Origin of the sequence: Aurantimonas marianensis, from assembly GCF_024195285.1 — a bacterium.
GTDB classification, from domain to species: domain Bacteria; phylum Pseudomonadota; class Alphaproteobacteria; order Rhizobiales; family Rhizobiaceae; genus Aurantimonas; species Aurantimonas marianensis.
Map to the genome: position 1 here is coordinate 79,226 of NZ_JALHBS010000104.1, position 13,670 is coordinate 92,895.

The window sequence follows — 13,670 nt, forward strand, 5'->3', positions numbered from 1 at the left end:
AATCTCGTCACATGAAGGGTCTCAAAATCTTCGTCGTCGAAGACGAAAGCCTCGTCGCCATGCAACTGGAAGACATGCTGTTCGATCTGGGTTGTGAGGTCGTCGGTCTCGCGATGCGCCTCAATGGTGCCCATGAAATGATCGACGCTGGGATCGAGGTCGACGTGGCGATTCTGGATGTCAATGTCGGCGGGGAAAAGGTCTATCCGGTGGCGGAACGCTTCCGCAGTGCCGGGGTGCCGGTCATCTTCGCCACCGGCTATGGCCGCTCGGGTCTCGAGCAGGAATGGCAAAGCTGTCCTGTCCTGCAGAAGCCCTATACCGAGCGGCAGATCGAGAGCTCGATCGGTTCGGCCCTGGGTTAACGTCCAGATGGCCGCCCTATTCGTCGCTCGTCTCGGTTAGGAACATCACCAGTTGGCGCTCGCTCATTCCGAGACTGGCAACCCGCGCTCGGGTCGCCATTTTGCCGGAAATTTCGCGCCGATCGGCGTCGACCATCAGCAGCAGCTTCGCGTCGCTTGCCTCCAGCGCCTGCGAAAGTGTGGCGTCGAGTTCGCCTTGACCGTCCAATACGACGACGACGAGAGCGAAATCGCGGCGGGGCAGGCGGTCGAGCGCGACCCTCTGGCTTTCGGCGATCGTCGCGCGAGCGCCGGCACGCTCTAGCGCGTTGGCGGTTTGTAGCGCCCGCCCGGCGTCGCCGTCGCAGATCAACACGTCGCGACCGGCCAGAAGACTGGCCCAGGAGAAGTTGTCGAAGCTCTGAAGACCAGTCGTCATCGCGCCACAAGAGCATTGACCGCTGATGGCCGCAAGCAGGCGGAGCAGTGCGGGTAGCGGCGGGATTATTTCCTCCCGCGGCGGATCGCAACGCATCGTTTATTCGTTGCTCGGCGGTGAACTGACCCGACCCGGCGTCGAACAGGGTTCATACTCGGAAACCTGGGAGTTTTTCATGGATGTTTTCGTCAAGTCCCTGATGGACAGCCTAGGTGTCTTCGGCATTGCCCTGTTGATGTTCCTGGAGAATATTTTTCCGCCGATCCCGTCCGAACTGATCATGCCGCTTGCCGGCTATCAGGCCGCCGGCGGCCAGATGTCGATGGTGGCGGTGATCCTGGCCGGCACGGTTGGTTCGCTCGCCGGTGTCATCCCCTGGTATTACGCGGGAAAACTGATCGGCAGACGGCGGCTGAAACGTCTCGCGGCGCGTCACGGTCGCTGGCTGACGCTATCGCCGAGCGACGTGGATTCCGCGGACGGCTGGTTTCGCCGTCACGGCTATTCCGCCGTGCTGTTCGGACGGTTGATCCCCACCGTGCGCACGCTGATCTCCGTGCCCGCCGGTATCGCGAAGATGTCGCTGCTGGTATTTCTCGTGCTGTCGGCGATCGGTAGCGCGGTCTGGACCAGTCTGCTTGCCGGCGCGGGCTACCTGCTCGGGCAGAACTACGAAGTGGTCGAGGCCTATGTTGGTCCTGTGTCGAACGTCGTTCTTGGGCTGATCGTGATTTTTTACATCTACCGGGTCATAACCTTCGAGGCGAAGGACGAACCGGACGCCAGCGAACCGTCGCAAGCGGAAGGCTAGAACATCGGGCCGAAAAGTGGAATCCGGTTTTTGGATGATTGCGATGCTCGATCAGAATGTTAGAGCGTCCTTTGCGCTTCCGGATGGACGCGCGGCGCTCTAGCTGGCACACGACCGCCCGAGCCGGGCCGTTGGGGGGAAGCCATGATACGAACGCGCGCGAAGATGCGGGCCGGCCGAATTGCGGGGCTGTTTCGCACCGGCGACGGCGGCTTCGAAACGGCACCGGTCGCGTCACTCGATCTGGGCTTCGACAGTATCACCGGAGATCGCCATGGTGGAGCCACCCGCCGGTCCGGCGGACGCGAACCGTGGTATCCGCGCGGCACCGAAATCCGCAACGAGCGCCAGCTTTCGCTGCTGGCTACCGACGAACTCGCCGAGGCCGCCGCTCGGTTGGATGTCTCGGAGATCAGGCCCGAATGGATCGGCGGCAATCTGCTTGTCGAAGGCATTGCCAACCTCTCCTGGCTACCGCCCCGCACGATTTTGATGTTTTCCGGTGGTGTCACCTTGCGGATCGATGGCGACAATGGTCCGTGCCGAGCCTCGGGCCGCGCCATTGCCGGGCGGTACGAGGGACGCGCCGACATCGAACTCGGCTTTGTCGCGGCGGCAAAGCGCCGGCGCGGCCTCGTCGCCTGGGTGGAGAAGCCGGGCCGTATCACACTGGGCGAGCAATTCGAGGCGCGCATTCCGGAGCAGTGGATATACGAATGAAGCGGTGGGGCGGCGGTCGACTGCCATGGACGTGCGGGCTGATCAGGCGCGGCTGAAGTCCTTGCCTCCGGCCGCGTCGATCTCGGCATCATCTGCTAGCGGCGGCCCGTCCTCCGCCTCCGCATTCAGCTGCCGCGTCGCGCCCCAGCGATCCAATACGGCGTTGATGGCATCGAGGACGAAAAAGCGGGCGGCATCCCGGTCGTAACCCTCGTCCATCAAGGCGTCGTACTCGGTATGGGCATGCCGGATGTGGGCCACGGTCGCCAGCCAGACGGCGCTCTGGGGCGACAGCGCCCGCATGTGGCGTGCACGCGCCGCCGCCCGGATCGCCTCGGCGTCGAGGAAAGGCGCGCGCGGGATCGTCGCGGTCAGTGCGCGGGCAATACGCCTTTGCCGGTCAATCGGCATTCTTCACTCCGGCGGGGCATCGATCGACGCCAGATACGGCTTGATGTCGATGAGCGGCGTGCCGTCGCGCACGTCGATGGCGTCGATGGTGAGAATGCCGGCATCAAGATCGACGCTGAGCAGCCGAACGAGGTGCAGCCCGATCGGGTTCGGACGCACCGGCGAACGCAGCGTGAAGGTGCCGCGCGGGCCGTCGGCATGGCGCGGCGCCTGTAAGGCGAGATCCCGCTCGGCGCCGTCGAGCCAAGTCAGCAGGAACACCCAACGATCCACGCCGAGCCCGGTCAGCGCGCCCCGCCAGCGCGCGTCGATCTCGACTCGGGCGGGTTGCCCGCGCTCGCGTGCGTCGGACAGGTTTTTCGGACAATCGTCCCGGCTCGCCCAGGGCGAGCGGACGCGGCCGATAAAGACCAGCCCCGCATCGTCATAGCTTGGCTCTGGCCCGTCGAAGCGAACCGCGCCGGGGCGAACGGCCGGCGCGCTCTGCTCGGAGGTCGTCACCGCCAATCCTCCGATCGTCCATGGCGCCTGTCCTCCAACTGTTTTGACGAAAGCGCCGAACTGATCGAAAACCGCTTGTATCGAGCGGGTTCTTCATATAAAGATATCTTTATATCGTAATCGAGATGCGTCATGCTGGACATACAAAAGCTTTCCTTCGATCCGCTCGTCGACGCCCTCAAGGCGGTCGCCGAGCCGACGCGCCTTCGCCTCGTTCTGCTGCTCGCCCGCAGCGATCTGACGGTGAGCGAGCTTACGACGATTCTCGGACAATCGCAGCCGCGCATTTCGCGGCATTTGAAGCTGCTGGTCGAGTCGGGCGTGCTGGCGCGCTATCAGGAGGGCGCCTGGGCCTATTTCCGTGTCAGCGACGACGCGTCGGTGGTCGGGCTGGTGCGCTCGCTTTTATCCTGGGCCGACGAGGCCGACTCGACGATTGCGCGCGACGGCGAGCGGCTGGAAGCGGTGCGCGCCGAGCGTGCGCGTCGCGCCGCCGATTATTTCGCCCGCAATGCCGGCAGTTGGGATCGCATCCGGGCGCTGCATGCCGCCGACGCGGATGTCGAGCAAGCGCTTCTTGCCGCCTTGGGAAGCAAGCGGATCGGAACCTTGCTCGACATTGGCACGGGAACGGGGCGAATTCTGGAACTCCTGGCGCCACGCTGCGAACGGGCGGTCGGCATCGACGCCTCGCGCGAGATGCTGGCGATCGCCCGCGCCAAGCTCGATGCGGCCGATATCGCCAACGCGCAGGTCCGCCAGGGCGATGTCTATCATCTGCCGGTCGAGCGTCAGGCTTTCGACCTCGTCACCGTCCATCAGGTGCTGCATTATCTCGACGATCCGCAAGCCGCGATCGCGGAGGCGGCAAGGGCCGTCGCACCGGGCGGCCGTTTGGCGATCGTCGATTTCGCGCCCCACGAGCTGGAATTCCTGCGCGCCGAGCACGCGCATCTGCGCCTCGGCTTTTCCGACGCGACGTTGGCCGGCTATCTGGAAGAAGCCGGTCTCGAGCTGGTCAGCATCGACCATCTCGTTTCCAGCGGCGGTGAGACCGGGGAACTCACCGTGACCATCTGCATTGCGAAGGACCCGCGCCTCCTGGTCGCGACAACCGCCGCTGCCCATCAAACCCTTGTCAGCTGAGAAGAGAAGCCGTCATGAGCCGCCCCAATCCCCTTTCGACGTCCGGCATCGATGTCTCCTTCGAGTTCTTTCCGCCGAAGACCGAGAGGATGGAGGAGAATCTGTGGCGCGCGATCGAGCGGTTGGCGCCGCTCGGCCCGAGCTTCGTTTCGGTGACCTATGGCGCCGGCGGTTCGACCCGCGAGCGCACCCATCAGACGATCGATCGCATCCTGAAGGAGACGAAGCTGACGCCGGCGGCGCATCTGACCTGTGTCGACGCCACCAAGGACGAGGTCGACGCCGTCGTCCGGCAATATTGGGAAACCGGCGTCCGGCATTTCGTGGCGCTGCGCGGCGACAGCCAGGCCGGCGTCGGCGGCGAATATGTCGCCCACAAGGACGGTTATCGCAACGCGGTCGAGCTGGTCGCCGGGCTGAAGGCCTTCGCCGACTTCGAGATCTCGGTTGCTGCCTATCCCGAGAAACACCCCGAGAGCCCGGATTTCGCCACCGACATCGACCTGTTGAAGCGCAAGGTCGACAACGGCGCCACCCGCGCGATCACCCAGTTCTTCTTCGACAACGATACCTTCGAGCGCTATGTCGAGCGGGTCCGCCGCGCCGGCATCTACATCCCGATCGTTCCGGGCATCGTGCCGATCCACGATTTCACCAAGGTCGCGCGCTTCTCCAAGGCCACCGGTGCCAGCATCCCGGCCTGGCTCGCGGCGCGTTTCGAGGGGCTGGACGACGACGAGCAGACCCGCAGCCACGTCGCCGCGGCGGTCTGCGCCGATCAGGTGCTGGATCTGCAGAAGCGCGGCATCTCCGACTTCCACTTCTACACCATGAACCGGGCCGATCTGGTCTATTCGATCTGCCACATCCTCGGGCTTCGCGCCGGCGAGACGCCGGCGGCGGACACGAATGAGGGCGAGGCGGCAGCAGCCTGATGGTTGCCGATCGATGGTCGAGCTTCCCGACCCGCCGAGGCCGGCTGGGCGCCTTCCGCCTATGATCCACGGCACCTGCTGTTCGCGATCCATTGCGACTCTATCGCGCTCGCCACGGGCGCGAACGCTCTTCATCCCGGCGGCGGGTGACACATGGCTGTCGTGACGATCGTGCTCGGCTTGATCCTGATCATTCCGCTCTGGCTTCAGGCTTGGCGGTGGTCCGACCGCCGCCGTGCCGCTCGTGTATGGAATCGTCTCGCCGCATCCGCCGAGGCCTCGCCTCCACGCTTCCACCATGGTCTGGTCGGCGATCTGCCCGAACCGGCTCGCCGCTTCTTCCTGTTCGCCATCTCGCCGGGGACGCCGCTTCGTTCGATCAGCGAGATCCGGATGGCGGGAGAAATCGGCTTGGGGACAAAGGCCAAGCCGAATTACATGCCGATGCGCGCGCGTCAGATACTGGCGCCGCCGGCGGGCCTCGTCTGGCGGCTGGAGGCCGGGCGCGGCGCGTTGCGAATCGAGGGTTCCGACGGCTTCGACGGCGGCACCTCGTGGGTGCGTTTCTGGCTTTTCAAGACCATCCCGATTGTCCGCGTCGGGGGCGGCCAGGACCATTCCCGCGCGGCGTTCGGCCGGGTCGTCGCGGAAGCGGTGTTCTGGGCGCCCGCGGCGCTCCTGCGGGGTAATTGCGTGAAGTGGGAGGCGGTTTCGCACGACGTCGCGCGCGCGACAGTCTGCTTCGGCGGCATGACGCAGACCGTCGATGTCACCGTGGCCGAGGACGGTCGCCCCGTCATGGTCGTCATACCACGCTGGACCGACGCCAATCCGCGGAAAACCTACCGCCTCCAGCCTTTCGGCGGATATCTGTCGAATTTCCGGGAATTTGACGGCTACAGGTTGCCGACCAGGGTCGAGGGCGGCAATTTCATCGGGACGGACGCGTATTTTCCGTTCTACAAGGCCGAGGTCGACAGTATCCGTTTCATTGGCGGCGGGTAAGGGCGGGCCATTGTCGCCGCCGTTCGAGCCAACTTGTCACCCAATGGATTCTTAAACGCAAAAAAGCCGGGGGGTAACCCGGCTTCTTCAAATTGGGGCCGCTTGAACGCGGCGTCGGATGGTACTCGAGATCAGGGCACGACGCCCATGATCATGGCGCCGACAAAGACGAAAGCGGCCAGGATCATCACCAAATTCAGCGAACGCGTCAGTTCCATGTGCATCGCCTCCTCGTTGACGAGATGTGCCCGGAAGGTAACGAACCTGAATCGATCGTAAACCCCAATTCGTTGCTGCGCCGCACTGCCGTCTGGAGCCGGCCGCGGTAACCCCTTGCAATGACTCGGGATGCAGCCGCGAAGAGCGGGCTCATTTTCTTGCCCACCCGCTTTTCCGTGATCGCACGGGTACCGTATCGCCAGCGACGCAAGGACTGGTACGATGGTCGCGCTTTTCGATATTTCGCCTTGAAATTCCTCGTGATCCGGTCATCGGGCCGGCGCCGCGTCTCGAATCGATGGCGTCGGCGCAATCGCGGCGGTCGAGGCCGGTCTCTGCCACATTGCGGCTGCAAATGAGCAGGCGCTTGGTCATGCCGCCTGGATCTTGTCCTCGAGCAGCCTTGCGACGGACAGCGCCGTCCGGTCGCGGCCGAAGCGGCTGACGATCGTCAGGCCGAGCGGCAGGCCCTCCGCCGTCGCCAGCCCCGGCACGTTGACGCAGGGGTTGCCGGTCAGCGTCCACAGCTTGTTGAGGGCCGGATCGCCGGTGGTGGCGAGCCCCTTCGGCGCCGGCCCGAAGGCCGAGGGTGCCAGCAGCGCGTCGCAGGTGTCGAACAGGGCCGCCGCCGCCTTCCGGCCGATCCGCGCCGTGCGCCGTCCCGCGTCGTATGCCTCGGGGGTTACCGCGGCGCCTTCGTCCAGCAGCGCCAGCACCTGCGGCCCCATCCGGCTCCGATGCATCGTCCGCTCGTGCAGGAGCGCCTGCGCCGCCTCGAAATTCTGCACGGTCCCATGGGCGTCACGCGCCGCTTCCAGCGCCGCCGGCTCGGGGATATCGATAAGCTTGGCGCCCGCCGTTTCGAGTGCCTTGGCCGCCGTCTCCCACGCCGCCGCCATCGCCGGATCGAGACGCCCCTGCGGCCCGGTGTCCATTGCCGTGCGGTAGAGCCCGATCGTCAGGCCCGATGCGTCGGCGAGCGGCGGCGCCGTCAATTCCCGCCCGCTGAGGCATTCCGCCAGCAACGCCACGTCGGCGACGCCCGCCGCGAACAGCCCGGCGGTGTCGAGCGTCCAGGAAAACACCTTCATGCCCACCGTCGGCAACAGCCGGAAGCTCGGCTTGTAGCCGGCGATGCCGCAGAACGACGCGGGACGGATCACCGAGCCACCGGTCTGCGAGCCGCAGGCTGCCGCCAGCATGCCCGCCGCGATGCCGGCCGCCGACCCCGAGGAGGAGCCGCCGGGCGTGTGCGCCAGATCATGCGGGTTGCGCGTCGCCGCCGGGTCCATCGAGGCGAATTCCGTCGTCGCGGTCTTGCCGAGGATCGCCGCGCCCAGCGAGCGGGCGATCGCCACCAGCGGCGCGTCGGCCAGCGGCTGATGGCCTTCATAGATCGGCGAGCCGTGCTCCGTCGCCATGTCGAACGTGTCGAAGATGTCCTTGACGCCGAAGGGCACGCCGCGAAGCGGCCCGGTGGCGGCACTCGCGGCTGCAATGCTGTCCGCCGATGCCCGGCGAACGAAAGCGCCGATCACGCCGTCCAGGCTGTCGATACGCTCGTTCGCTTCCCGGATCACGGTCTCCGGCGTGGCGCGTCCGGCCTCGATGTCGGCGACGACGCGGGTCAGGCTGAGCGGCGCCAGCCGCATGGGGATGGGCGAGGGAAGGGACATGGGCGGTCGATCCTGTTTTGTCGCCCGTCTTTCTAGAAGCGCGGCGGGGGCTACGGCAACGGGGGAGGGACGGAAAAGGTGAGCGCGATCGACCGAGGCGAAACGATGCCTGCCCATTCGCGTTCGGTGCTCTAGTTGCGGACCCACAGGCCGGTCATCCGGCCGCCGGCCCAGCGGAGAGACGCCTTGCAGAGTTTTCCAACGGCGAAGGACGCCGCCCTGACGCTGCGCCCCGACGTGCCGGTCTATTGCTTCCGCCCCGATGTGCTGACCGCCGACGCGAAGCGCTTCATGGCGGCGTTTCCCGGCGACACCGCCTATGCGGTCAAGACCAATGGCGAGCCGATGGTACTCGAAACCCTGAGCAAGGCGGGCATCAGGATCTTCGACGTCGCCTCGCCGGGCGAGTTCGCCGCCGTCGCCGCGGCCCAGCCCGACGCCGAGATGCTCTACATGCATCCGGTCAAGGCGCAGTCGGACATCCGTCTGGCGCTGGAGACCTACGGCATCCGGGTGATGTCGCTCGATCATGAGGACGAGGTGGCCAAGATCCTCAGGATCGTCCGCGCCCTCGATCTCGACCCGGGCAGCATCACCCTGTTCGTGCGGCTGCAGACCAAGGGCAGCGCCGCCTACGAACTGTCGAAAAAGTTCGGCGCCGCGCCCGCCCACGCGGTCGAGCTTTTGCAGCGCTGTCACAAGATCGGCTTCAAGGTCGGCTTGTGCTTCCATGTCGGCTCGCAGATCGAGGACCCGGAGACATATGAGCGGGCGCTGGCCTCGGCCGACTGGGTGAGGAACCGCGCCGACGTGCCGCTGGCCGGCCTCGACGTCGGCGGCGGCTTTCCGGCCGAATATGGCCACGACCCGCGCCGGAAAAAGCGCGAGATGCCGGGGCAGGACGAGATCATGGCGCGGCTGCGCGCCGATCTCGTCGAACGGGCCTTCGACGATCTGCCGCTGGTCGCCGAGCCGGGGCGCGTGATCGTCGCGAGAGCCTTCTCGCTGATCGTCCGGGTGCTCTTGCGCAAGGGCAAGCGGCTCTACATCAATGACGGCATCTGGGCGTCGCTGTCGGATTCATGGACCGGCAAGATCACTTTACCGGCGCGCTTCATCCCCGATCCGGCGCGGACGCGCCGCAATGGCGATCCGAAGAACATCCAGGCCTTCAAGGTCTGCGGCGCGACCTGCGACTCGGTCGACATCCTGTCGCGGCCGTTCTGGCTGCCGGAGACCGTCGACACCGGCGATTGGATCGAGATCGGCCATATCGGCGCCTATTCGCTGTCGCTGCGAACCCGCTTCAACGGCTTTTACCCGGACAGCTTCGTCGAAGTGACCACGCCCTTCGACGCCGGCGCCGCGGCGGAGGGCTATGCGAGCCTGGAAACGATGGCGGATTGAGGGAGGAGTAGAGTAAATCGGGCGCGGGCAGTTGGTTGCGATGACCGATGAGCCGCCCCGAATTCCGCCGTCCTCAATTGTTGATCGCGATGATCCGCCAGCGGGCGCTGCTGCAGGCGTTGTCGTCGCAGACGGCGGATAGCCACAATTCGCCGGCGCCGATCATGACGCCCTCGCTGTTGACCATCAGATCCCCGACATCCTGATTGGCGACGCGGGCCTGGGTATCCGGTGCGATCAGACTGTCGAAATTGTCGATCAGATCCTGCGCTTCGAGGACGTCGTAGACCTCGCCATTCGCACGGACGGTCAGCGGATAGGAGCCGAATTCCGCCACCGTCGCCGCGTCGCCGTCGGCCATCGCCTGCTGCAGCACGTCGAACGCGGCGCTGAAGCCATCGGCATCGCCGTGCAGCGCTTCGATCTGGCCGAGGACGTCCTTGGCCGGTTGAGCCATGGCCGGTAGCGGGACGAGAAGGCCGCATGTCAGCAGAACGATAACGGACGGAAGTCGGAACATGGATGAGTACCGTCGTTTGGGAAAGGTCGAAACGGGAGGGCAGCGTCACCATCTGTGACCGGCCCTCCCATCGTCATGCTTCGCGGCTTTACTGCGGCGTCCATTCCTCGGTGCCGAGTCCCTTGGCGCCGAGATACGTCCACACGCCCTTCCACTTCCCGTCCTCGGAGAACATCAGCGCGACGCCGGTGTCGTCCTCTTGGGCGTAGCCGATCGCCAGCACCTCGTCGTCGCCGATGGCGCTGCCGGAGACCTTGCTGTCGTCGTTCAGCGTGTAGGTCAGCGCAAAGACGTCACCGACCTTGGACACAAGCACGCTCGCGCTGTAGGTCGTGCCATCCGGGTTGACGCCGCTGATGTCGTAATTGCCGGACGGGTCGGCGACGGAAGGACCGGCGACGCCGATGCCGGCAATGGCGACCAGGGCCGCTAAAAGCGCTGTTTTCATGAACTCTCTCCCTTTGCTCAATCGGTGAAGTCGAACCGCGGAATCGCGCGGACATCGATTTTGGTCATGACTGCGCCGGACCCGTCCGCGAACGTCGCATCGAAGTCGAAGACGCAATAGCCGCAGCCGTCATCGATGGTCACGTCGATCGCTCCATCGACCGCCGGCACGTCGACGCCGAGAATGTCCTCTTCCCAGTTGTTCGTACCGGTGTTCGACGTGAAGAACGCGATCATCGCGTGGCTGCTGGCGTGGGTGATGGTGACGTCGCGATTTTCGGCGGAGGCAACGCTCGCGAGCGACACGATGAGAGCCACTGCGAGGGGCAGGCAAGAGAGTGACGAAAGCGAACCCGACATCAGGCAGTCCTTGCTGAAGGTGAAGACGGGAAGCATCCCGATCGCAAGAAGGCCTTGCCGTCGACGCGACAGACGATTTTTATCCCGTCGCTGAGAATCCGAATATATCTATCTGTCCAGACTTCTTGGCTGCCGGTCCGGCCGTGTCGGCAAAAATTTGCGGCGATGCTCGCAAACCGATGGCGACGCCTGCGATACCTGCTAGAATGGAAAAGCCGTTGGGCTCGATGTTACCGACGGCTTCTCGTTGGGTGTGTTTCGTCATCTCTCGCAGAAATGAAGATGATCGCGGATCTTGTCTCGCCAGCGGCAGACGCTCTTCCCCCGCTCGACATTATCGCCGGGGCATCGGTCGATCGGTCCGCGATCTATCGGGCGCTGCTTGGCGAGATCGCCGACACCATCGTTGCGGGCCCGGAGTCGTTCGCGCAGGTGGAAACGCAACGGTTGGGGCCGCTCGTTCTGTATGAATGCCGGCTTCATGACATGAGCCACGAGCGCCACGCGCCGTCCTCCAACGCCAACGGATCCGTATTTCTTCAGTTGGCCGTTTCCGGAACGCTGCGGGTCGAACTGCCGGACCGCCCGATCGAAATCCGCGAGGGCGAAATCGCCCTGTTCAATACCGGTCGGCCGCTGCGCATGTCGGCTGACCGCATCCATCTCATGACAGTTCGCCTGACGCCTGCGTTCATCGAAGCGGCGGCGCCCTGGGCGGGCGACCCGCATGGAACCGTAATCGACGCAGCGCGGGCCGGCCTGCTCGCCGCCGTTATGGTCGCGCTCATGCGACACGCCCATGCCATTCCAGCCGCCGGGGCTGCCGGGGCGGTTCGTGCTTTCGGCGAACTCCTGGCGATCGCTCTGCAGGCGCCGACGGCGGCTTTTGATGGCGACGCGCCGGGCGGCAAGAAACTCGCGAGGGCACGCGCGCTGGTGGAAGCCAAGCTGACGGTGAAACACCTCAGCCCGACCATGATCGCAGCTGAATCCGGCCTCTCGCGCTCGGTCCTCTACGAACTTTTCAAACCGCTGGGCGGTGTGTCGCATTATGTGCAGGCGCGGCGCGCGGCCCGCTTGCATGCGCTGCTCAGCAATCCGGGGGACGCGCGAAGTATCGCCGAACTCGCCTTCGAGGCGGGCTTCGCCTCGGACAGCCACGCCAGCCGAACGTTTCGCGATCTGTTCGGCGTGTCGCCGGGCCGTTTTCGCCGCGACCTCTTCCTCGTGGCGGGGCAAGCATAACCGGGCGCCGCGTGGCGTCGAGCGACCGCCGCTTAAAAGGACCTTCCGGCCGGGCGGGCACGGTGGGGCTCGGCGCAATCCTGGACCTGTTTGTCACAGCCCGACCGCGACCGACGCAAGGATTGACCATGGCGTTGCCCCGCGATTTTCCCGATCTGCCGCCCGTGAGGGCGCTCGGGGCGATGCTCGCCGCCGGCCCAGGGAACGGGCGCGAAAGATCACCGGGATCGTTCGTTGGGCCAAGGAAAGGAATCCCTGGCGAACGGTGTCCGCCACGGAGCTTCTTCCGGAGAGGCCCGGACGGGCTTTTTTGCCCACTCCGCCCTGTCCTTCTTCAGCGCGGCGCGAGGGTTGCGATGAGTTGGTTCGCCACCTCGGCCATCGCTATCGAGGCGGAGAAGTTGAACTGGTTGATCGACATGAAAACGCCGACGCCCCTGGTCGGCGCAAAGGCGATGTAGCTGAACACGCCGTTGGCGCCGCCCGCCTTCTGGAGGATCAGCGGGCGGTCGTCCTGTGGCATCATGACGACCCAGCCGAGACCCATCGCGTCCATATGGCCCGATTCGTCCATGCCGTAGACTGGATCGAGGCCGTCGCGAACGAGATAGGCGGCGTGACTCAGCGTTCGGGCCTCCATCCCGTCGCCGAAGCGGTCGAGATTCCATTCGAGATACCGGATCATGTCGTTCGCCGTGGTGTGGAGGGCGGACGCGCCGAACCGGTTGGGTATCGGCTCGCCCGGGTCCATTTCCCCGCCGTTCCAGTCATAGCCGGTCATCACGTTGTCGCCGTCCGGCCGCTCGTAGCCTGTCGCATCCAGCCCGAGCGGATCGAGCACGGTTTCCCGCAAAAGGTCGCGGTAGGGCCGGTCCGCGGCGCCGGACAGCGCCATCGCCAAAAGGTCGAAGCCGATGTTGGAATAAAGGATGCCGGTTCCCGGCGTGAAAAGCAGGGGATCGCCGCCGAGGGTCCCGGCGAAGGAGGCGTCGCTGTATTTCTCCGCGCCGTCGACCGGCTTCAGCTCCCGGCCGAGACCGCTCGAATGGGTGGCGAGGTCGACGAGGCGGATCGGGTGCTCACGCTCCGGCAATGTCTCGACGACGCCCACATTCGGTCCGGCCGCGTCGGTCAGATCCACCGTGCCGGCGGCGGCGAGATGGGCGAGCGTCAGTCCGGTGAAGGTCTTGGTGATCGACCCGACGCCGATGCGCGTGTCGCCGTCGGGCTCTTGGCCCGAGCCCTTGGCGGTCTCCCCGAAGCCGAACACGGCGCTTTCGCCGCCCCGGACCGCCGCGATGACCAGCCCCGGCACGGCTGTATCGAGGTGGAAGATCTGGCCGGTGAAGCTGACCGCGTCGTCCAGCAGCGGGTCCTCTGCGTAGGCGGGGAGAGCGGCGGCGCAAACGGCGATCGCGGCAAGCAGAAGACGCATCCGGAATTCCTTCAGTTCCTGGCGCCCGATGGGGCGGGCCACTTTGAAT

Annotated in this window: 16 protein-coding genes; 8 read left to right on the top strand and 8 right to left on the bottom strand. The window is 65.5% G+C overall.

Annotation, left to right across the window (positions count from 1 at the left end):
• Positions 1-11: 11 nt before the first annotated feature.
• Complete coding sequence (locus MJ956_RS16390) at positions 12-365, top strand: response regulator (RefSeq protein ID WP_253965509.1); 354 nt, start codon at positions 12-14, stop codon at positions 363-365.
• Between the two features lie 16 nt (positions 366-381).
• Here MJ956_RS16390 and MJ956_RS16395 read toward each other — a convergent pair whose 3' ends face one another.
• The gene (locus MJ956_RS16395; protein ID WP_253965510.1) at positions 382-783 is read right to left on the bottom strand and encodes a hypothetical protein; all 402 of its coding nucleotides are present in this window, start codon (positions 781-783) and stop codon (positions 382-384) included.
• 175 nt (positions 784-958) lie between these two features.
• On the opposite strand from MJ956_RS16395, the gene MJ956_RS16400 reads away from it, so the two are divergent.
• Both MJ956_RS16400 and MJ956_RS16405 read left to right on the top strand, forming a co-directional pair.
• Positions 959-1,594: a DedA family protein gene (locus MJ956_RS16400; protein WP_253965511.1), complete on the top strand. Its 636-nt coding sequence runs from the start codon at positions 959-961 to the stop codon at positions 1,592-1,594.
• 144 nt (positions 1,595-1,738) lie between these two features.
• Positions 1,739-2,314 carry an MOSC domain-containing protein gene (locus MJ956_RS16405; protein ID WP_253965512.1) on the top strand — a complete coding sequence of 192 codons (576 nt, stop codon included), beginning with the start codon at positions 1,739-1,741 and terminating at the stop codon, positions 2,312-2,314.
• Between the two features lie 42 nt (positions 2,315-2,356).
• Here the strand turns inward: MJ956_RS16405 and MJ956_RS16410 are convergent, their stop codons facing one another.
• Entirely contained in the window at positions 2,357-2,725 is a 369-nt protein-coding gene (locus MJ956_RS16410; RefSeq protein ID WP_253965513.1) for a DUF2293 domain-containing protein, read from the bottom strand.
• A 3-nt stretch (positions 2,726-2,728) separates the two neighbouring features.
• On the bottom strand, positions 2,729-3,226 hold the full coding sequence (locus MJ956_RS16415) for an SAM-dependent methyltransferase (RefSeq protein WP_253965514.1): 498 nt from the start codon (positions 3,224-3,226) through the stop codon (positions 2,729-2,731).
• Between the two features lie 132 nt (positions 3,227-3,358).
• Here MJ956_RS16415 and MJ956_RS16420 point away from each other — a divergent pair, with 132 nt between their 5' ends.
• The 3 genes from MJ956_RS16420 to MJ956_RS16430 all read left to right on the top strand — a co-directional run bounded on the left by MJ956_RS16420 (position 3,359) and on the right by MJ956_RS16430 (position 6,312).
• The gene (locus MJ956_RS16420) at positions 3,359-4,372 is read left to right on the top strand and encodes an ArsR/SmtB family transcription factor (protein ID WP_253965515.1); all 1,014 of its coding nucleotides are present in this window, start codon (positions 3,359-3,361) and stop codon (positions 4,370-4,372) included.
• A gap of 14 nt (positions 4,373-4,386) precedes the next feature.
• On the top strand, positions 4,387-5,307 hold the full coding sequence (gene metF / locus MJ956_RS16425) for a methylenetetrahydrofolate reductase [NAD(P)H] (protein WP_253965516.1): 921 nt from the start codon (positions 4,387-4,389) through the stop codon (positions 5,305-5,307).
• Between the two features lie 153 nt (positions 5,308-5,460).
• Positions 5,461-6,312: a DUF6544 family protein gene (locus MJ956_RS16430; protein ID WP_253965517.1), complete on the top strand. Its 852-nt coding sequence runs from the start codon at positions 5,461-5,463 to the stop codon at positions 6,310-6,312.
• Positions 6,313-6,902: 590 nt separating this feature from the next.
• Here MJ956_RS16430 and MJ956_RS16435 read toward each other — a convergent pair.
• Complete coding sequence (locus MJ956_RS16435) at positions 6,903-8,207, bottom strand: amidase (protein WP_253965518.1); 1,305 nt, start codon at positions 8,205-8,207, stop codon at positions 6,903-6,905.
• 186 nt (positions 8,208-8,393) lie between these two features.
• On the opposite strand from MJ956_RS16435, the gene MJ956_RS16440 reads away from it, so the two are divergent.
• The gene (locus MJ956_RS16440) at positions 8,394-9,614 is read left to right on the top strand and encodes a type III PLP-dependent enzyme domain-containing protein (protein WP_253965519.1); all 1,221 of its coding nucleotides are present in this window, start codon (positions 8,394-8,396) and stop codon (positions 9,612-9,614) included.
• Between the two features lie 73 nt (positions 9,615-9,687).
• Here MJ956_RS16440 and MJ956_RS16445 read toward each other — a convergent pair whose 3' ends face one another.
• The 3 genes from MJ956_RS16445 to MJ956_RS16455 all read right to left on the bottom strand — a co-directional run bounded on the left by MJ956_RS16445 (position 9,688) and on the right by MJ956_RS16455 (position 10,941).
• Positions 9,688-10,134: a hypothetical protein gene (locus MJ956_RS16445; RefSeq protein ID WP_253965520.1), complete on the bottom strand. Its 447-nt coding sequence runs from the start codon at positions 10,132-10,134 to the stop codon at positions 9,688-9,690.
• A gap of 88 nt (positions 10,135-10,222) precedes the next feature.
• Positions 10,223-10,582, bottom strand: coding sequence for a hypothetical protein (locus MJ956_RS16450; protein WP_253965521.1), 360 nt, complete (start codon positions 10,580-10,582; stop codon positions 10,223-10,225).
• A gap of 17 nt (positions 10,583-10,599) precedes the next feature.
• A complete protein-coding gene (locus tag MJ956_RS16455) occupies positions 10,600-10,941 on the bottom strand; it encodes a hypothetical protein (RefSeq protein WP_253965522.1) in 342 nt (113 codons plus the stop codon).
• 282 nt (positions 10,942-11,223) lie between these two features.
• Between MJ956_RS16455 and MJ956_RS16460 the strand changes: the two genes are divergently transcribed.
• The gene (locus MJ956_RS16460) at positions 11,224-12,186 is read left to right on the top strand and encodes a helix-turn-helix domain-containing protein (protein WP_253965523.1); all 963 of its coding nucleotides are present in this window, start codon (positions 11,224-11,226) and stop codon (positions 12,184-12,186) included.
• Positions 12,187-12,520: 334 nt separating this feature from the next.
• On the opposite strand, the gene ampH is transcribed toward MJ956_RS16460, so the two are convergent.
• Entirely contained in the window at positions 12,521-13,621 is a 1,101-nt protein-coding gene (gene ampH / locus MJ956_RS16465) for a D-alanyl-D-alanine-carboxypeptidase/endopeptidase AmpH (RefSeq protein ID WP_253965524.1), read from the bottom strand.
• Positions 13,622-13,670: the final 49 nt, after the last annotated feature.

Bases quoted from the DNA above. Each gene is read 5' to 3' on its own strand.
- MJ956_RS16390 (WP_253965509.1), top strand. From the start codon at position 12: ATGAAGGGTCTCAAAATCTTCGTCGTCGAAGACGAAAGCCTCGTCGCC.
- MJ956_RS16395 (WP_253965510.1), bottom strand. From the start codon at position 783: ATGACGACTGGTCTTCAGAGCTTCGACAACTTCTCCTGGGCCAGTCTT.
- MJ956_RS16400 (WP_253965511.1), top strand. From the start codon at position 959: ATGGATGTTTTCGTCAAGTCCCTGATGGACAGCCTAGGTGTCTTCGGC.
- MJ956_RS16405 (WP_253965512.1), top strand. From the start codon at position 1,739: ATGATACGAACGCGCGCGAAGATGCGGGCCGGCCGAATTGCGGGGCTG.
- MJ956_RS16410 (WP_253965513.1), bottom strand. From the start codon at position 2,725: ATGCCGATTGACCGGCAAAGGCGTATTGCCCGCGCACTGACCGCGACG.
- MJ956_RS16420 (WP_253965515.1), top strand. From the start codon at position 3,359: ATGCTGGACATACAAAAGCTTTCCTTCGATCCGCTCGTCGACGCCCTC.
- metF (WP_253965516.1), top strand. From the start codon at position 4,387: ATGAGCCGCCCCAATCCCCTTTCGACGTCCGGCATCGATGTCTCCTTC.
- MJ956_RS16430 (WP_253965517.1), top strand. From the start codon at position 5,461: ATGGCTGTCGTGACGATCGTGCTCGGCTTGATCCTGATCATTCCGCTC.
- MJ956_RS16435 (WP_253965518.1), bottom strand. From the start codon at position 8,207: ATGTCCCTTCCCTCGCCCATCCCCATGCGGCTGGCGCCGCTCAGCCTG.
- MJ956_RS16445 (WP_253965520.1), bottom strand. From the start codon at position 10,134: ATGTTCCGACTTCCGTCCGTTATCGTTCTGCTGACATGCGGCCTTCTC.
- MJ956_RS16450 (WP_253965521.1), bottom strand. From the start codon at position 10,582: ATGAAAACAGCGCTTTTAGCGGCCCTGGTCGCCATTGCCGGCATCGGC.
- MJ956_RS16455 (WP_253965522.1), bottom strand. From the start codon at position 10,941: ATGTCGGGTTCGCTTTCGTCACTCTCTTGCCTGCCCCTCGCAGTGGCT.
- MJ956_RS16460 (WP_253965523.1), top strand. From the start codon at position 11,224: ATGATCGCGGATCTTGTCTCGCCAGCGGCAGACGCTCTTCCCCCGCTC.
- ampH (WP_253965524.1), bottom strand. From the start codon at position 13,621: ATGCGTCTTCTGCTTGCCGCGATCGCCGTTTGCGCCGCCGCTCTCCCC.